This window comes from Bernardetia sp. Wsw4-3y2 (assembly GCF_037126295.1).
Taxonomy (GTDB): domain Bacteria; phylum Bacteroidota; class Bacteroidia; order Cytophagales; family Bernardetiaceae; genus Bernardetia.
On sequence record NZ_CP147017.1, the window covers coordinates 1848199 to 1864964 of the forward strand.

The 16766-nt window shown below is 30.4% G+C and carries 15 protein-coding genes; 11 read left to right on the forward strand and 4 right to left on the reverse strand.

The window, feature by feature from the left end; all coding sequences use genetic code 11:
* Window positions 1-101 precede the first annotated feature (101 nt).
* The 3 genes from V9L05_RS07295 (at window position 102) to V9L05_RS07305 (ending at window position 4163) form a co-directional block, all read left to right on the forward strand.
* Window positions 102-1193, forward strand: coding sequence for a PDDEXK nuclease domain-containing protein (locus V9L05_RS07295; RefSeq protein WP_338814960.1), 1092 nt, complete (start codon window positions 102-104; stop codon window positions 1191-1193).
* A 61-nt stretch (window positions 1194-1254) separates the two neighbouring features.
* On the forward strand, window positions 1255-3102 hold the full coding sequence (locus V9L05_RS07300; RefSeq protein ID WP_338814961.1) for an AAA family ATPase: 1848 nt from the start codon (window positions 1255-1257) through the stop codon (window positions 3100-3102).
* A 122-nt stretch (window positions 3103-3224) separates the two neighbouring features.
* Complete coding sequence (locus tag V9L05_RS07305; RefSeq protein WP_338814962.1) at window positions 3225-4163, forward strand: hypothetical protein; 939 nt, start codon at window positions 3225-3227, stop codon at window positions 4161-4163.
* Window positions 4164-4260: 97 nt separating this feature from the next.
* Here the strand turns inward: V9L05_RS07305 and V9L05_RS07310 are convergent, their stop codons facing one another.
* Window positions 4261-4518 carry a hypothetical protein gene (locus V9L05_RS07310; protein ID WP_338793853.1) on the reverse strand — a complete coding sequence of 86 codons (258 nt, stop codon included), beginning with the start codon at window positions 4516-4518 and terminating at the stop codon, window positions 4261-4263.
* 383 nt (window positions 4519-4901) lie between these two features.
* On the opposite strand from V9L05_RS07310, the gene V9L05_RS07315 reads away from it, so the two are divergent.
* Entirely contained in the window at window positions 4902-5126 is a 225-nt protein-coding gene (locus V9L05_RS07315; RefSeq protein WP_338814963.1) for a hypothetical protein, read from the forward strand.
* Between the two features lie 107 nt (window positions 5127-5233).
* Here V9L05_RS07315 and V9L05_RS07320 read toward each other — a convergent pair whose 3' ends face one another.
* On the reverse strand, window positions 5234-8338 hold the full coding sequence (locus V9L05_RS07320) for a PD-(D/E)XK nuclease family protein (protein ID WP_338814964.1): 3105 nt from the start codon (window positions 8336-8338) through the stop codon (window positions 5234-5236).
* Between the two features lie 203 nt (window positions 8339-8541).
* On the opposite strand from V9L05_RS07320, the gene V9L05_RS07325 reads away from it, so the two are divergent.
* The 3 genes from V9L05_RS07325 to V9L05_RS07335 all read left to right on the forward strand — a co-directional run bounded on the left by V9L05_RS07325 (window position 8542) and on the right by V9L05_RS07335 (window position 11953).
* Window positions 8542-9291 carry a hypothetical protein gene (locus tag V9L05_RS07325; RefSeq protein WP_338793850.1) on the forward strand — a complete coding sequence of 250 codons (750 nt, stop codon included), beginning with the start codon at window positions 8542-8544 and terminating at the stop codon, window positions 9289-9291.
* Window positions 9292-9822: 531 nt separating this feature from the next.
* Window positions 9823-10488, forward strand: coding sequence for an RNA polymerase sigma factor (locus V9L05_RS07330; protein WP_338793849.1), 666 nt, complete (start codon window positions 9823-9825; stop codon window positions 10486-10488).
* Window positions 10469-11953: an outer membrane beta-barrel protein gene (locus V9L05_RS07335; protein ID WP_338814965.1), complete on the forward strand. Its 1485-nt coding sequence runs from the start codon at window positions 10469-10471 to the stop codon at window positions 11951-11953. Before V9L05_RS07330 ends, V9L05_RS07335 begins: the two co-directional genes overlap by 20 nt.
* 102 nt (window positions 11954-12055) lie before the next feature.
* On the opposite strand, the gene V9L05_RS07340 is transcribed toward V9L05_RS07335, so the two are convergent.
* Entirely contained in the window at window positions 12056-12949 is an 894-nt protein-coding gene (locus tag V9L05_RS07340) for a dienelactone hydrolase family protein (protein ID WP_338814966.1), read from the reverse strand.
* A 143-nt stretch (window positions 12950-13092) separates the two neighbouring features.
* On the opposite strand from V9L05_RS07340, the gene V9L05_RS07345 reads away from it, so the two are divergent.
* The 3 genes from V9L05_RS07345 (at window position 13093) to V9L05_RS07355 (ending at window position 14473) form a co-directional block, all read left to right on the forward strand.
* Window positions 13093-13233 carry a DUF2256 domain-containing protein gene (locus tag V9L05_RS07345; RefSeq protein ID WP_338793846.1) on the forward strand — a complete coding sequence of 47 codons (141 nt, stop codon included), beginning with the start codon at window positions 13093-13095 and terminating at the stop codon, window positions 13231-13233.
* A 117-nt stretch (window positions 13234-13350) separates the two neighbouring features.
* On the forward strand, window positions 13351-13812 hold the full coding sequence (gene smpB / locus V9L05_RS07350; protein ID WP_338793845.1) for an SsrA-binding protein SmpB: 462 nt from the start codon (window positions 13351-13353) through the stop codon (window positions 13810-13812).
* A 100-nt stretch (window positions 13813-13912) separates the two neighbouring features.
* Complete coding sequence (locus V9L05_RS07355) at window positions 13913-14473, forward strand: NUDIX hydrolase (protein WP_338814967.1); 561 nt, start codon at window positions 13913-13915, stop codon at window positions 14471-14473.
* A gap of 6 nt (window positions 14474-14479) precedes the next feature.
* Here V9L05_RS07355 and V9L05_RS07360 read toward each other — a convergent pair whose 3' ends face one another.
* Window positions 14480-15652, reverse strand: coding sequence for a DUF1573 domain-containing protein (locus V9L05_RS07360; protein ID WP_338814968.1), 1173 nt, complete (start codon window positions 15650-15652; stop codon window positions 14480-14482).
* Between the two features lie 167 nt (window positions 15653-15819).
* On the opposite strand from V9L05_RS07360, the gene V9L05_RS07365 reads away from it, so the two are divergent.
* Window positions 15820-16479, forward strand: a complete 660-nt coding sequence (locus V9L05_RS07365) for a hypothetical protein (protein ID WP_338793842.1) — start codon at window positions 15820-15822, stop codon at window positions 16477-16479.
* The last annotated feature ends 287 nt before the right edge of the window (window positions 16480-16766 follow it).

Sequence of the window (16766 nt, forward strand, 5' to 3'; positions counted from 1 at the left end):
TTGTTTTTTTGGTGCAATGATTTAGGCTTTTAATGAGATATCTTGTATCTTGTTTTCTATTCTATCGACACTCTTTTCTCCTTTAGTTAGTATTAAATAGTATGAAATTTCAAGACTTATTACAAAATATCTCCAATACACACGCAGAACTGCAAACAAAAGCGACACAAAGCGTAAATCAATTTTTGACTATTCGAAATTGGTGCATTGGTGCGTACATTGTAGAATATGAACAAAATGGAAATGACCGAGCAAAATATGGTACTAAACTTTTTAAAACTCTAGCTCAAGAACTCAAATCTATAAAGGGTTTGAGAAGTACAACAGATTTGAAAAGATGCAGAACGTTTTATCAAACCTATCCACTTTTTAGTCAAGTCTTGGCTCAACAAGAACAACAATTACTACCTGTTTCAATTCGACCATCAGTGATGGTCGAATTGCAAAATACTGAAAATGAAGAAGTTGAATACACAAAACTGTTATTGCAACGAATTTCATTTACGCATCTTTCTGTTTTGATGACTGTAGAAAACCCCAAACAACGTCGTTATTATGAAATGCTTACCCTCAAAACTACGCCTTCTGTCAGAGAGTTGCAAAGGCAAATCAATACACTTTCTTATGAGCGTTTGGGATTATCTACAGATAAAGAGTTGAGTTTTGAGAAAATAAAACAAACCATAGCCGTACAAACGCCACAAGATGCTATCAAAGATATGTATGTGTTTGAGTTTTTAGGATTAAGCTCACAACAGTTTTTTGATGAAAATGATTTGGAAAGTGCCTTGATTGCACACTTACAAGACTTTATTTTAGAGCTTGGCAATGGTTTTTGTTTTGAAGCAAGGCAAAAACGTATTTTGATAGGCGAAGAATATTTTTTTGTAGATTTAGTTTTTTATCATCGTTTGCTCAAATGCCACATACTTATAGAACTCAAAGTGGATAAAATGCAAGTCGGACACATTGCCCAACTACAAACCTACCTCAACTATTACCAACAAGAAATCAAAGAAGAAAGCGATAATCCTCCTATTGGTATTTTGCTAGTAACAGATAAAAATGAGGCTCTTGTACGCTATGCGATGCCTACACAAGGCAACGAACTTTTTATCTCAAAATACAAAGTACAACTACCTACGGAAGAAGAGTTACAGAATTTTATTTTGAAAGAACTCAAAAAAAGATAGTATTCGTTTTTTATTGTATCTTGTTTTCTATTCTATCAACACTCTTTTTTACCTTCCACCTATGCAACTCCTCTACCTTTGGATTGAAGATTATAAAAATATCAAACAACAAGGATTTAATTTTAGTCCGTTGTATGATTTTCATTTTGAGCCAGACAAGCCAGATGAAAATGGAAAAATTGTTAGTGGAACGCTGACAGATAAAATAACAGATGAAGACAGAAAGAAAAAAGCAGCTTTTTATGAGGATTTTTTTGGAGAGAATATAAGCAATGTAACAGCTATTGTTGGGGCGAATGGGGCTGGGAAGAGTAGTTTGATAAAATTTCTATTTTCAGAAATTTTTGAAAAAAATTGTTTTATTATGATATATGGTAATACTATTTTTCATAATAAAGTAGAAATAAACAACCATTTGAATTTTTATGATAAAATAGACTTAAATAAATCTTCATTCAGAGAATTGAATGGTATTACAAATATTTTATTTCAAAATGCTTATACAGCTCCTATAAACGTGTATAATCATCCAAATTTTATAAATATTTCCAGCACAGAAATATTTATGGACGCTCATTATTATACTGATAGAGGACACCCTACAGATAAAAATTTTGTAATAAATTTAAATCATCATATAAAATACAAAATAGGTTTCATTAATAATTTATTAAGGTCAAAATCATCTAGTTTTAATTTGATTGATGAATTTACATACTTTCAACCTATAAAACATCTTAAAGTCACTTTACCAGCTTTACACGACTTTTTAGAGTACATAGAGCAAGTTGTAGGCGTTGATGATAAAATACAAAATTTACATTCATTTTTTACTAATTCTTGGGACTCAAGAATGGGGGCTAAATTTAAAAATAGAGAAGAGCTTTTAACAATAATATACCACATAGCTATTTTAGGAGCTATTCAACATAGGTTTACATATTATGGTTCTAGTCAAACCAACATTTTAAAAAAAATTGATGACATTACCCCAATATTATATGATAATAGTATTAGCATATCTACTAAGTATAACCTTATAAAAGAGAAGAACTCAAACTCAATCTGGTCTATAAGTTTTGAATTAGCTGATAGAGTAATAAATCTAATAGATGAAGTCAAAATTTTTGATAATTTTTTTCTTATTAATATTAATCAACAAGAGGTCTTTTCTGTAGTAAAAGATTTTTTTATTTCCTTTTATCATTCTAACTTCAATATTGATTTTGCTAATAATGAAGGTAACGAAATAATTCTAAGCAATGGTGAGGAAGCACTATCAACCTTTTTTCTAAGATTAATAAATATTGATGATTATGCAATGGAAACTGAATTTTCAATAAATAGTGTAGATTATATTACCATTCTCATAGACGAAGGCGAACTAGGTTTACATCCCCAATGGCAAAAGCAGTATTTAAAAATCTTGCTTGAAACTTTACCAAAAATATTCCCAGACAAAGAAATCCAGCTTATTCTTACTTCTCACTCTCCTTTTTTGGTTTCTGATTTGCCGAAAGAGAATGTTATTTTTTTGGAGAAAGAAAAGGATACAGGTTTGTGTAAAGTGTCCAAATTAGAGAGTATGAAACATACTTTTGGTGCAAATATTCATACACTTCTGACCGATTCGTTTTTTATGAAAGGTGGTTTGGTGGGAGAGTTTGCTCAAAGTAAGATTGACGAAGCGATTGATATTTTGAATGAAAGCGAACCTAAACCAAAAGAATTAGATAAATGTGAAATGATTATTTCAATGATTGGCGAGCCGATTGTAAAAACGATGTTGCAGAAACTTTTGGATAGCAAACGCCTTCGAAAAGTAGATAAACATAGTACAGAAATTGAAGAATTAAAAGCTAGAATACATAGTTTAGAAAGTATTTTGAAAAACGATAATCCAGTATAGTTCTTTTGCTTTTAACCGTCAACGAGGCGTTGCCGTCGTTGAGGAATTTAGATTACTCCTCGTTGACGGCGAAGTCTCAACGACGGTTTAAGACATTTATCTCGTTTACAAACCCCAATAACATGATTCCAATACAACATAGAGATTTAGAGAAACTGGTGCAAAGGCATTGGGAAGCGATAAAGAATTATGCTGATAGTGGAAATAAAAAGTTTGATTTAAAATACTTCAATGATGCTATAAAAAAGTATTTTGCAGAATTTGATTTTGAGAAAATTGTCTTTGCTTCTCCTAGTGAAATAGATGCTTTAGTAGAAATTTGGAATGCTCATCAATGTAAAGATAAAAGTGATTTTAAGGGTTTTGAAACTTATTATGGTTACTTGACAACTGGTTTTATTAAGAAAGAAGAAAATGATAAAGAAATCAAGTATAGTTCTAAAGACCTTATAGAAAGTTTAAATATTTCAGTTTGTCCGTACTGCAATCGAAATTATATCAAACTTGTTGAAATAGAAAGACAAGAAAAAGAGAAAATAGAAGATACAGTAATACGAATTGACGAACTAGACCATTTTTATCCAAAATCAGAATATCCTTTTTTAGCTGTATCATTTTATAATCTCATTCCAAGCTGCAAAACTTGTAATCAGACTTTTAAAGGAACAAAATTAGTTTCAGTAAATCCATATTCTAAAATAGAAGAGTTTAGTTTTAGTCTAAAAATCAAAAATTCAACATTCTATTATGATAAAGATGGATTTTGTATTGATTATGAAAAAGCTAAAAAAGTATTAGGCAAAAATTTTGAAGTTTTTCGTATAAACGAACTTTACGACCAACACAAAGACCAAATTTTAGAACTTATCCAAAAACAAATTACTTATCCAGATTCCTATATCGATGAATTATTTCAAAAATATGAAGGCACTTTTTTCAGGAATAAAGAAGACGTAATTCGGCATCTTTCCAACGGAATTATGGAAGAAGAAAATTTTCATCTGCGCCCACTTTCCAAACTTACTCACGACATCGCTAAAGAATTGAGTATGTTGGAGTAATAGTACATTATAATTTTTTTTATTAAAAAATGATAAAAAAAAGCATTTGATTTCATTAAAAACCAAATGCTTTTGATACTAAACATTATCGTGATGTTTAGTTACATACTACTACAGGTCCAGGATTTGTTGAGTTTAAACAAGCCATTTTAACTGTCCAAGCATTGTAGCCACAAAGAGCAGTATTACAGTTTTTACAACAATAGAGTGTTCTTGTGCCACCACCAGCATTGCCACCACCACCACCACCAGGATTATCATCATCTCCATCGATAGGAGCAACAGCTCCACCAGATACACTTGAAGCTATTTTTTGAGATACAGCAAACTTTTTAAAATCTTTTAGACTTTTCATAAAAATGATAATTAGATTGAATAATGATTAATTAATATTAGTTCTGTTAGTTTTAAAAAAGCTAATTTAGCTATCATGTAATATAAATGAATTTAAAACAAATTTTAACTTCTAACAAACTAATCACAAGGTAAGTATTTATTTGAATAATGCAAATATTATTTTCACTATTTAGGAAAATTATTAGCTGTGTTTTAAAATTATAAATAAGTTATTTATTTTTTATTCCTTTAACAGTTTCTTTCAGAAGTCTCTCAATAGTTTACAAACACCGATAAGATGATCCCAATACAATATCAAGGTGTAGAGAAAATGGTACAAAGGCATTGGGAGTTAAGATTAAAAAGAGATATTACTGAATTCTCTAAAACGGATTATTAAAAATGTTTTCAAATGGTAGAAATATAGAATTTGAAACTATTGTGAAAGCAAAGCCACGAGAACTAGAAAAATATGTTGTTAAATTAAAAGAAGAAAAATACCCTTCTAAAATTGAAAAATTAAAGGATTGGTATGGTAGTATTTCCTTAAAATCATTAAGTCAATACGGAACAACAAATCAACCTTATTCTGCACCCACTTTCCACATTTACCTACTATATTGCTAAGAAACTGGATTTGTTGGATGGATGAAAATGATATTTGTAGGTTAAAGGCTTGCCTTTTAAAGTATTTATTAATCACAATTTATCAAAAGTCAAAGGCGAGCTTTGACCTACTCTGTCTCCTCCTCCCAAATATCCACATCAATCACATCAGAAAACGGAATGGCTGCATCTAGCATGTTTTCTACTACTTTTTGTAAAAATGTTTCTACTTCTGCCAAAAATCCATCTAAAGTCAAATCTTTTTCGGCTTTTAGAGTATAAGGCGTAAAATTAGAACTTAGCTTTCTGAAAAACCAAAAACCCGAAACAATTTGATATTCTTCTAAGCTAAAGTCTGTTGGCAAATGATTTATTTGTCCTGCTTGATAGGTTTTGATAAACAAATATTTATACAAAACGAGTTGAATAATTTTGGCTTTTTCATCACTCAAAAGCTGTTCGAAAGTATCGGCTTTTAGTGCTGCTGCATCTAGTTTTCCAGTTTTGTAATCGATGACTTGTAGCCTTTTTATTCCTTCTTTTGTTGTAATAATATCAATTCTATCAGCCGTTCCGATGAGTTTTAGAGGAATTTTTCTGATTTGTCCATTGATTTTTATATCAAAAGTAATAGTATTTTTAAGTTGTTGTTCTAGTGCAATCAGACGAATAGGAGCTTCTTCTTTCTGCAAACGCATAAATTCAGGAATCAAAGACTGTGTAACTTCTTTCAATAAAAAATTCTTTCCTGTGTCGTGCATCACACCACCAGCCAGTTTTGTGATGAGCTTTTCTACTAAAAGTTTTAGGTTTTCTTTGTTTTTTCGTGTTTTGTCTAGCCATTCTTCATTTATTTCTTTTCCTACCAACGGCTCAAAAAGTTCCTCCAAAGCCTCGTGCATAACCTGTCCATACGTATGTTGAAACAAATCTTCTTCCATCATTGGAGGCTCATTGAGTTTCAAAACTTTCTGCTCATAAAAACGCATCGGTTCTTCCAAATAACGACTAATATAACTTGGCGACAATCCTTCTTGAGTCAAATATTTTTCTAGTCGTTGAATAATTGCAGGTGTTTTTTCTACAATTCTAGTGCTATTTTCGAAAGTTGGTAAAGGCAATTCTAAACGAGACTCATAAAAACTAATATTCTCTAAATGAGACAATTCACTCTTTATTTGATTGACATAACGGCTCGGTTCTCCTCCACGCATTCCCTCCATATCAGATGCGTAAATAAGTGTTATTTTTTTGCTGCGTTGTAAAAGTCTGTAAAAATTATAGGAATACGCAGCATCATCTTCGGTGTGTGTCGGAAGATTGAACTGTAAACGAATATCAAACGGAATGCTAGAAGTCAGCACTTTTCCACGAGGAAAAATTCCTTCATTTGCCGAAATAATAATTACATTTTCAAAATCTAAAGCTCTACTTTCCAACATTCCCATAATCTGAATAGGGGCAATAGGTTCTCCAGTAAACGGAATTTTTCTATCTCTCATAAGTTCCAAAAGCAGTCTTTCAAAAGATTCTATTTTTAAAGGAATTTTTAGCTTTCCTTTTTTATTTTCACTTTGATTTTCAGATTCATTTTTAAACTTATCTTTATTTAATTTTCTATCTAATTCTTCATCAATTTCTCCAAAAATAGAATTTCCGATATGTGTTTCTTTATTTGGTGCATAAGTAATTATCATTCTTTCAATCTGTTTTAAGAGCTTATAAAACTCAAACAAATATTCACTTTCCAAAGAATGTTCTTCTTGTGTAAAACGATGCGCCAAAGCCTCAATAATCTTGAAAAAAGAACGTAAAGCCTTATGGATATTTCCCGAATTATTGGTATCTTTTTCTTTCGGATTTCGTTCATTTTTCCCCCAATCTTCGAAGAGTTGTCCGTACAACCAACCATTTTTCTTATAATCAGATAATTCTTTTACAGAAAAATAAATGATATTTTCGTCGTGCATTCGCTTCAAGGGTGGATTTTCATCTTCATCAATCGGACGAATATAAGGATGTTGCAAAATTCTTTGTAAGTCTTTGTGATAAACACTAAGAGGTTGGTCTTCATCACGCAACATATTTTCCTGTGCCTGAAAAAGATTTTTTATTAGAGAAAAAAGTGGCGTATTTCGAAGCGAAACACCCATTGTAATATTGACGAGTTTTTGAATATTTACGCCTTCGCTACTTTTTGGAAGAGAATAAAGCATCGGTAAAAGCATTGTTTCATCTGGCAATAAAACGGCTGTATGATTTCGTGCTTCTGAAAATTTGAAAAATTCATTTTTATAAATCATTCTCTCAATCATTTCATTAAGAAGATGTCCTGCTGTTTTGGCTTGTGTAATTGTATTGACTACGCTAATTACCTCAATTTCCTTTTTCTGAGTTTGTATCAAATTTTCTACAAAACTAACTTCTTCTCTTCTACCTTTTATAAATCCGTTTTGAGTAAATTTTCGAAAATAATTTCCTGCTTCATGCCATTTAGCATCGATATAAAAAGAATCCATATCCCAAAACGTTTTTGCTTTTCCTAGCTTTTCTAGTTTTCGAATAATTAATTCTTCAGCTTTATAAAGTTGATTGAAGCCTATAAAAACAGCACATTTTATATTTTGGTCTTCAATTACTTGTTCCAAATTTTCATAAACCCAACGAAAAGCCAAACCACTATAAGCACGACCCGAACTTTCTAATTTTTCTCTAAAATGATTGTAGGTCTTTTCAACATTTTGCCAAAAAAGATAATATTCTGTAATTCTACTTAGCGAACTTATGGCTTCTTCTTGTCCTTCTTCTCCAAACATATCTCCCCAACGTTCTAGCGTTTTTACTTCGTCCAAATACTCAAAAAGCTCATGTGATTTTATCAAATTTCTATCAATCAAATTAAAGTCTGATAGCATCGTAATTGCCATTGGTGCAAAACGCTCTAAAGAACCTGCTACACCTTTATCAAAATTTTGGTAAGAATCATACAATTCAAAAACAAGTGCGCTTGTATCTTCAATTTCCAAACCCGAAGAACCCACAATAAAATCTTCTAAAGAAATTACTTTTGGAGAAAAAATAGTTTCCTCTGCTATTTCAGAAAGGAAAGTCTTGAAATACAAACATGCTCTTCTAGTTGGAAGAACAATATGCAAATCAGAAATTTCTGTTTTCCATTCTTGGTATAATTCGGTTGCTACTTTGTGGAGGAAAGAAGGAGAAGATAAAGACATATATTTATTTTATAAAAAACTACTTTTTGTTGATTTGGAATTACAAATTACGCATATTTTTTAATTGAGTTCTAATTATTTTAGATTCACTGATAAAAATTAGCAAAATATGTTTTTTCAAAAAAAATTCTTATTTTTAATCAAGTTTTTAATTGAACTTCATTATTACCAAATTTATTTTATCATTTTAACTTAGAAAAACTATGAGTATTATTTCATTCAAATCAATTTTGATTAGTGCTTTTTTAGTAGGAACGCTTGCTTCATGTGGAGGCGAAAAGAAAGCAGAAACTCAAGAAGAAACTGTAGAAACAAACGTAGCTGGCGAAGTTACAGGAGAATTGAGTCTGACACAGACAAAATTTAAGACAGGAGAACCAATTAATGTTACTTTCAAAGTAAATCAGAAATTAGATAAACGTCCTTGGATTGGAATTATTCCGTCTGAAATACCTCACGGTGATGAATCTAAAAATGACCAACACGATGTCTCTTATAAATATTTTGATAACCAAGAAAGTGGAACATTGGAATTTTATACACCTAAAAAAGCAGGAAAATATGATTTCAGAATGCACTCTAGTGATAATAATGGAGTAGAAATTACCTCTATTTCTTTTGAAGTAGAAGATACAAATACTTCTGATGTAACTGGCGAACTGAGTTTGGAAAGAACTATGTTCACACCTGGGGAAAAAATTATGCTTACTTTTAAGGTCAGTCAGAAGCTAGACAAACGCCCTTGGATTGGTATTATTCCCTCTGAAATAGAACATGGCGATGAATCTAGAAACGATATGCATGATGTTTCTTACCAATATTTTGATAATCAAGAGAATGGAGTTATAGAATTTATGTCACCTACAAAAGAAGGAAAATATGATTTCAGAATGCACTCTAGTGATAATAATGGAGTAGAAATTACTTCTATTTCTTTTGAAGTCGCTCAATAATGCATTCATCTTATTAATAAATAGAAAAACAACATTTTTAGCCTTTGAGGAAAAATGTTGTTTTTTTTATAAAAACTTACAAAACAAGATTTTTTTTTGTATTTTTGCGTTCTACTACTACCCAATTACTATTTTTATCTTATTCTTAACGAATCTAAAATTAAATTCTTTTTAGATTATTGACAGACTTATTTCATTTTTTTATGAATTTGTGCTGCACTTTTGTTTCTATCTTCGTACCAAATATGATTCAATTTAATAATCAAAATTAATTTTTTAGAGAAAAAAAAAAACGACTAAAAATCTATCCCCTTCATTTTCAACAATTTATACTGATGATAAGTTGATTTAGTATAGATTTTGTATTAGAATAAAGTTATACTAATTAGTTTTCCTTAGGTAAATAAATATAATTATTTAAAGAAAAGTAATAGTATCGATTAAGTGAGCTAATTTATTTTGGCTATTTTAATTTTTCGTGCAACCATTTTATACTCACTGTGGGTCTTTTATATGAGTGAATTTCCTTTTATGTCAAACATTTCTGAACATAACGGAAGTCAATCCATTGAAAATGTTGAAAATCAACAAGAAAATCAGGAACTAGATAATGAGAATACGACTACTCGTACTGCTCATATTCCTTCTTCTGAAGAATCTCAACTTATCAATGATTGCATCAAGGGCAAACGTCAGGCGCAACGTACTCTGTACGAACAATTTGCTCCAAAGATGTATGCTATCGCAATGCGTTATGCCAAAACGACACTAGAAGCTGATGATATTTTGCAAGAATCTTTTATCAATGTTTTCAAACATATAGATAGTTTTGCACAAGATTGTCCAATAGAATTTTGGATTCGTAGGATTGTTGTCAATCAAGCACTCAAAACAGGTAGAAACAAATATGATAAAGCCTTCAAAGAAGAAGTAACAGATGTAAATTATAATTCAGAAGAAAATATAATTTTGGATCAATTTGACTTAGAGGAACTTTTACAAATCATTCGTAGACTGCCTGATGGTTTTCAGCAAATTTTCAACTTGTATGCTATTGAAGGATACAAACACAAAGAAATTGCAGAACTATTAGGAATCAGTGTAGGAACATCGAAATCACAGTACGCACGAGCAAGAGCACAATTACAAGAAATGCTCTTGAAAGAAGATGAAAGCTATGAACAACTTCGGAACTAATAACCGAAAGCAGTTGGAGGAGCAATTTAAGAACAAATTCGAAAATGCTCAATTTAGTCCACCTGCTCACTTATGGGAACAAATAGATGCTGCTTTAGATGCAAAGCCTTGGTACAAACGTCCTTTATTTTATTGGACTTCTGGGCTAGTGGCAGCACTCCTATTGGTGGTTATGTTTTGGTTTACGCTAGTTTATGATAATTCAAATACGCCTTCAAACAACGATGTTGCAAATTCTGATAAAATTGAAAATACTCAAAATAATATAGATAATAATACAGAAAATTCTTCTTCAAAGAATGAAGGAATTCGTACTATTCAAACGCCTAATGATACAGCTTTTGGTAATGTAGAAGCAAATAATCCAACTCAAAAAACTGAATGGGTTAGTAAATCTGATACAAAAAAAATACATTCTAATTCTTCTCACAAAAATAATTCTGATAAAAACTCTACTTTCTCACAAAATACTTCTACAAACACAAGTAAAGAAAATACTGATGTAGCTATTTCTATTTCCTTAAATGATAAAGACAAGAATAAAAATAAGGATTTAGATACAAATAGTAATTTGGATGAAGTAATTGCAGAAGCAAATGATACACTAGAACTTGTTGTCTTAAAAGAAATTGATTGGTCAAAATATTTACCTGTTGGAAATCCTTACTTTGAAAAAGAAGTTATTCTAAAAATGGATAGTACAAATGAAGCTATTGCAAGTAATCAAGAGAGTGAGAACCCAACAGAAAATATAAAAAAATCATCTGGAATAGCCATCACTTTTGGTATTAATCATACCCAAGGAGTTTATAAACCTACTTTCAGAACTGATTCTCTTCACTCTGGTCTAACAGTAATTGAAGCATATAGTTCAAATCTTGCTGATACACTTCCAAAAACCAACATTAGTGGAACTTATCAACAAACAGGTTTTGATGTAGCCTTACAGTTTGGAAAAGATAAACGTTGGAGTATCAATACAGGACTTGGAATGGGAAAAGCTAATTACTCTTTTAGTTCTACAAATTATGTGCGTATATATGTAGATTTAACAGATCCATTAAACTTGAGAGAATATCCAAATAATCAAGTTGAAGCAAAATATGAATGGCTGCAACTTCCTATAGCTATTGGCTATCAATTTGGAGAAAGTAGAGTCAAAAAATTTAGTGGTTTTGCACAGCTCGGAACAGCAATAGAATTTTTGAGTAGTTATTCTTATACAAGTCTCAACCCAGATGTTATTTTTACCTATGCATTAGGAAATCACAGAACTACAAACACACAGGTTTGGACTCAAGCAGGAATTAATTATCACATTACAAACCGTTGGACACTTTGGGGAGGAGGAACTTATAAATCTTCACTTTCTTCACTCATCAATGAAAATGGAGTTACTTTTTCTTCACAGGCTTACGGCTGGCAAGTAGGAACTCGTTTTACGATTTTTAAGAGTGGAAAATAATTTTGTTTAAAAAAAAATACAAAAGCCTATTCATTTCTTTAGTGAATAGGCTTTCTTGCTTTTTATATTTGTTCAAAACAGACTAGGAAGTCTGTTGTACTTTTATAACCAATTCTTTTTCAAAAATTTAATGGTTTGTTTGCGAGCCTCTTTAGCTGCCGTTTCATTATAAGCTGGTGAACTTGGATTTGCAAAAGCATGGTCTGCTTCATATCCTAAAATAGTAATTGTTTTACCTGCTTCTTTCATTGATTTTTCAAATTCCTTCATTACTTCTGGTGTAATCCATTTGTCTTTATTAGCATAAATTCCCAAAACAGGTGACTTGATTGTCTTGATTCTTTCCATATCTTTTTCAGGCATTCCGTAATACATAACGGTTGCTTTTGTATGTTCATTTGAGATAATAGAACCTTGTAATGACCAACCACCACCAAAACACCAACCAATTGTAGCAATTTCTAAAGGTGCGCTTGCATCTTCAATAGCTTTTTCTTTAGCATGTTTTGTCACAGCTTCAATAATTGAAGTTGCACGAGCATTGTCCATTCCTTGCATATATTTTTGAGCTTCTTCTCGTGTTGTGGCAACCTTTCCATCATACAAATCAATAGCAATTACGTTTACTTTTTTTCCAAAATTTTCGTAGTATTTTTCTACTTCTTTTTTCACATAATCATTAAGTCCCCACCATTCGTGAAAAACAAATAAATATTTTCCTGTTGGTTTTTTGGCTTGTACCATAAAGACATTGGCAGCTTCGCCACCTTCTACTGCTATTTCTGACATTTTGCCATATTGAGGAGTAAAATCAAATGCAATAGGATTTGGATGTTTGTTTACAAATTCTTTATCTGTTGTGAATTTAGCAAACTCATCAACAGCACAACATGCGTTGTTTTCTGATTCAGAATCATTGAATAATAAAAAATAAGAACCTATCCCTGTAAAAACAGCAATAAGTGATAGAAAGAGATAATTTTTTGAGAAGAACATTTTGTAGTAGTTTAGATTATAGATGCAAAAAAGATAATTGAAAAATAGTGTATTTTTTAGAAATACGTAGTGCGAACAAAAAGTAATAGCAAGTTGTTTTGAAACAGAATCTAAAACAGTTATCTTTTATAAAAGCAATACAGATGAGTAAGCATATCAAAAAATCAGATTTACCTCAAAAAATATGTCTTGTGTGTCAAAAACCATTTACTTGGAGAAAAAAATGGGAAAAAGTTTGGGAGGATGTAAAATATTGTAGTGAAAGATGTAGAAGAGCAAAATAAATTAACTCTGTGTTTAAATTTGTAATTTTGTTAAATCATAAGTAAAAAATAAAGCGAACTTATAGTCGTCAAAATAAGTTGAAGAGAAATACTCACTAATAATTAAATCAAATAAATATGTCAGGTAAAAAGAAAGAAATACAAAAGTCAGTCAGTATCAAAAATCGTAAGGCTTCCCATGAATATCATTTTATAGATATTTATCAAGCTGGAGTAGTTTTGCAGGGAACAGAAATCAAATCTATCCGAATGGGAAAAGTTACGATAAGTGATGCCTTTTGCTTGTTTATTGGAAATGAATTGTTTCTCCGTAATCTACATATTTCGCAATACGATATGGGAAATGTACATAATCACGAAGAAAAAGCAGATAGAAAATTACTTTTGAAGCGAAAAGAACTAAAAAAACTTCAATATGATGCTCAAGATGTTGGTCTGACAATCATTCCGACAAAAGTATATGTTAATGATAGAGGGCTTGCAAAAATAGAAATTGCGCTTGCAAAAGGTAAAAAACTATATGACAAACGCCAAGACCTAAAAGCAAAAGATGCAAAAAGAGAACTTGACCGTTTTTAGTAAGTAATCAGTTACCAATTAATTTCAAATACATTTTTGAAAATACAAAAAACTTTTTTCCAATTGAGCAGGGTTTTAACTCTGATTTTCTTATATGTTTATGAACAAAAAATCCATTTTAGATTTAATAAAAAAACATCAAACTTCATTTGATGAAGAAATAGAATTTCAAAAACAGATAATTAAATTTTTAGAAGAGAATGATGATTTTGCCTTACGTTCTAATCTAATTGGACAGATTACAGGTTCAGCTTGGATTGTCAATAAAGAACGTACAAAAGTTCTTTTGATTCATCATAAGAAACTAAATAAATGGTTACAAATTGGTGGACATATAGAAGATACTGATCAGACTATTGAAGAAACTATTTTGAGAGAAGTAAAAGAAGAAAGTGGTCTTAAAAATTTAAAACTACTTTCTTCTTCTATTTATGATATTGACATTCATACTATTCCTCCAAAAAAGGAAGTTACAGAGCATTTACATTTTGACATTCGCCTAATTGTAGAAGCAGATGAAAATGAAGATTTGACTCCTCAAAATGACGAAATCTTGGATATTAAATGGTATAATTTACATGAAGTTCAAAACTTAGCAGAATCAAACACTTCTATAAATCAATCTATGAAAAGAATGGTTGATAAGATGATAGCTTTGTAAGCTAGTTTACTTCAAAATAGCTTGTATTTTCATTGTTCTGATAGGTTTTCTAGGGTCATTGCAAATTACAGTCAGAGAACGAATATATGTTCCTCTGTCTTCTGGTGTTTGAAAGATAATTTTTACAATGGCATTACTATGAGGTGCAACCTCGTTCCATTCTGATTTTTCTGTAAGTAGTTTGCACCCATATCCTTCTATTATTTTATGAATTCTCAAAGGCATATTACTTTCATTTTTGAGTACAAAAGTAGCTTCTAAAGAATCCTTTCCTTCCAAATTTTTTAGATAATGACTGCCTAAGTTTATGTAATCGTCTTCTATTTTAAGCTCTGGATAGGCTTCTAACATTTCAATATTTAAGCTAGGAAAGTATTCTTCTACATTGGCTGTTACTTTAAACTCTAACTTAATTGTTTTTTTATTTTGTTCCCCAAAAAGCAGTACAATATCTTCTAAATAACCAAAATCATTCTTTAAAAGTGGATCATAAATAACATAGATAGCACTAGTTTCTCCTGCCTTTAAAATATGTGTAGAATCAAAACGCACTTGCAAATGTTTTGGCATTTCCATCTTTCCTGTAAATACAAAGTCCTCTTTACTTGAATTATAAAACTCAAACTTTTTAGTCATCGGAACTTTATTCAACATATTCCCAAAATGAAGATATTTAGTTCGGGTACGAATTTGTGGTGTTTTTTCTAACTTATATTTAAAATCTCTATCCTTATCCAAAACAGGTTGTAGTTCTCCTTTCAACATTAGTGTTTGTGTCCCTGCATTGTCTGTCTTTACTGTAAACACTTTAACAAAATTGCCGTAATTATAAGGTAAAAAAACTAATTCTATAAAACTACGCTCGTCTTTTTCTATACTTCTATTTGAGTTTTGATTCGAAAAACTACAAGCACAATCCGTTGAAATATCTAATATTTTAATTTCATTTTCTGAATTGTTTGTAAAGTAAAAACGATGAGTAAGTGTGTCTTGAAATTCTATTTTTCCAAAATCAAATTCTGTTTCTTCAAAATCTAAGGTAGAATTTTGAGCCAAAAGCTCTGTTGAAAATAGAATAAAAGCTAAACTAAAAACAGAAATAGAGAAAACTTTAAAAGGGAATTTAGAAAACATAGAAGATAGAAATGCTTCTTTTAATGCAAATTGGATTTTGTACATAGCTGATTACTTATTAACTTGTCTTTATAAAATGAGTATAAATTATTATTTTTTCAGAAAAAGAATAGAAATAGAACTGGGAAAAATATTTTAAAATAATTGTAAAACTTTTATTAGAATATATCCTATAAAAGCTGACACAACTAGTTTTCTTCTAAAGCAAAATTATGGATTTGAATACAAAAGTAACAAAAAACAACTTTGAAGGTGCTAATTTTTTATTAGTAAGTTGGGTAGATATGGTAGCTAATTTTTCACTTCCTGAAGATAAAAACATAGAAATCTTTACACTTCTAGGTTCTCAATACAAAGAAAATACTCGTTATTATCACAACTGGACACATATCAAAACGATGATTAAAGGCTTGTATGATTATCCAGAAGAAATAAATGACATACTTTCTATTGAGTTAGCTATTTGGTTTCACGATGCTATTTACGTCCCACTTCGTAAAGATAACGAAAGCAGGAGCGCAAAATTTTTTCACGAACAATTATCTCTATACTTACCTATGGAAAGAGTGCGAAAAGTGATGAATTATATTGAAGCTACCAAAAATCATTCTAAAACAACAGATAGAGATTTACAAGTGCTTTTAGATTTAGATTTAGCGATTTTAGGGCAATCACCAACGGTATATCAGAACTACTCTAAGCAAGTAAGAGAAGAGTTTGGTTATGTTCCTAATTTTTTATACAAAAGAGGTCGAAAGCTAGTTTTAAAAAACTTTTTAGATAGACCTACTATTTATCAAACTACATTTTTTAAAGAGCAATTAGAAAAACAAGCACGAGAAAATATTAGAGAGGAATTAGATAGTTTATAAGATGAAATAATCAAGCAAGCTTTAATAAGAGTACCTTCTAAAAAACATGCATTATCTATAAATAGTGCATGTTTTTTTTGTCAATTTTTGTATATCACTAAAATATAAAACTCTATTTTCCAATAAGTTAAAGAGCTTTTTAAAAGTTTCAAAATGAAAAACGCTTGGCTTGAATTGAAATATTTAAAGTTTTTATGACACAATATTCAGATAATAATTTGAAGTATCAAACTATTAGCAAAAATGTTTAGTGCTTTAGTATAAAAACTGATTTTTAGGTAACCTTT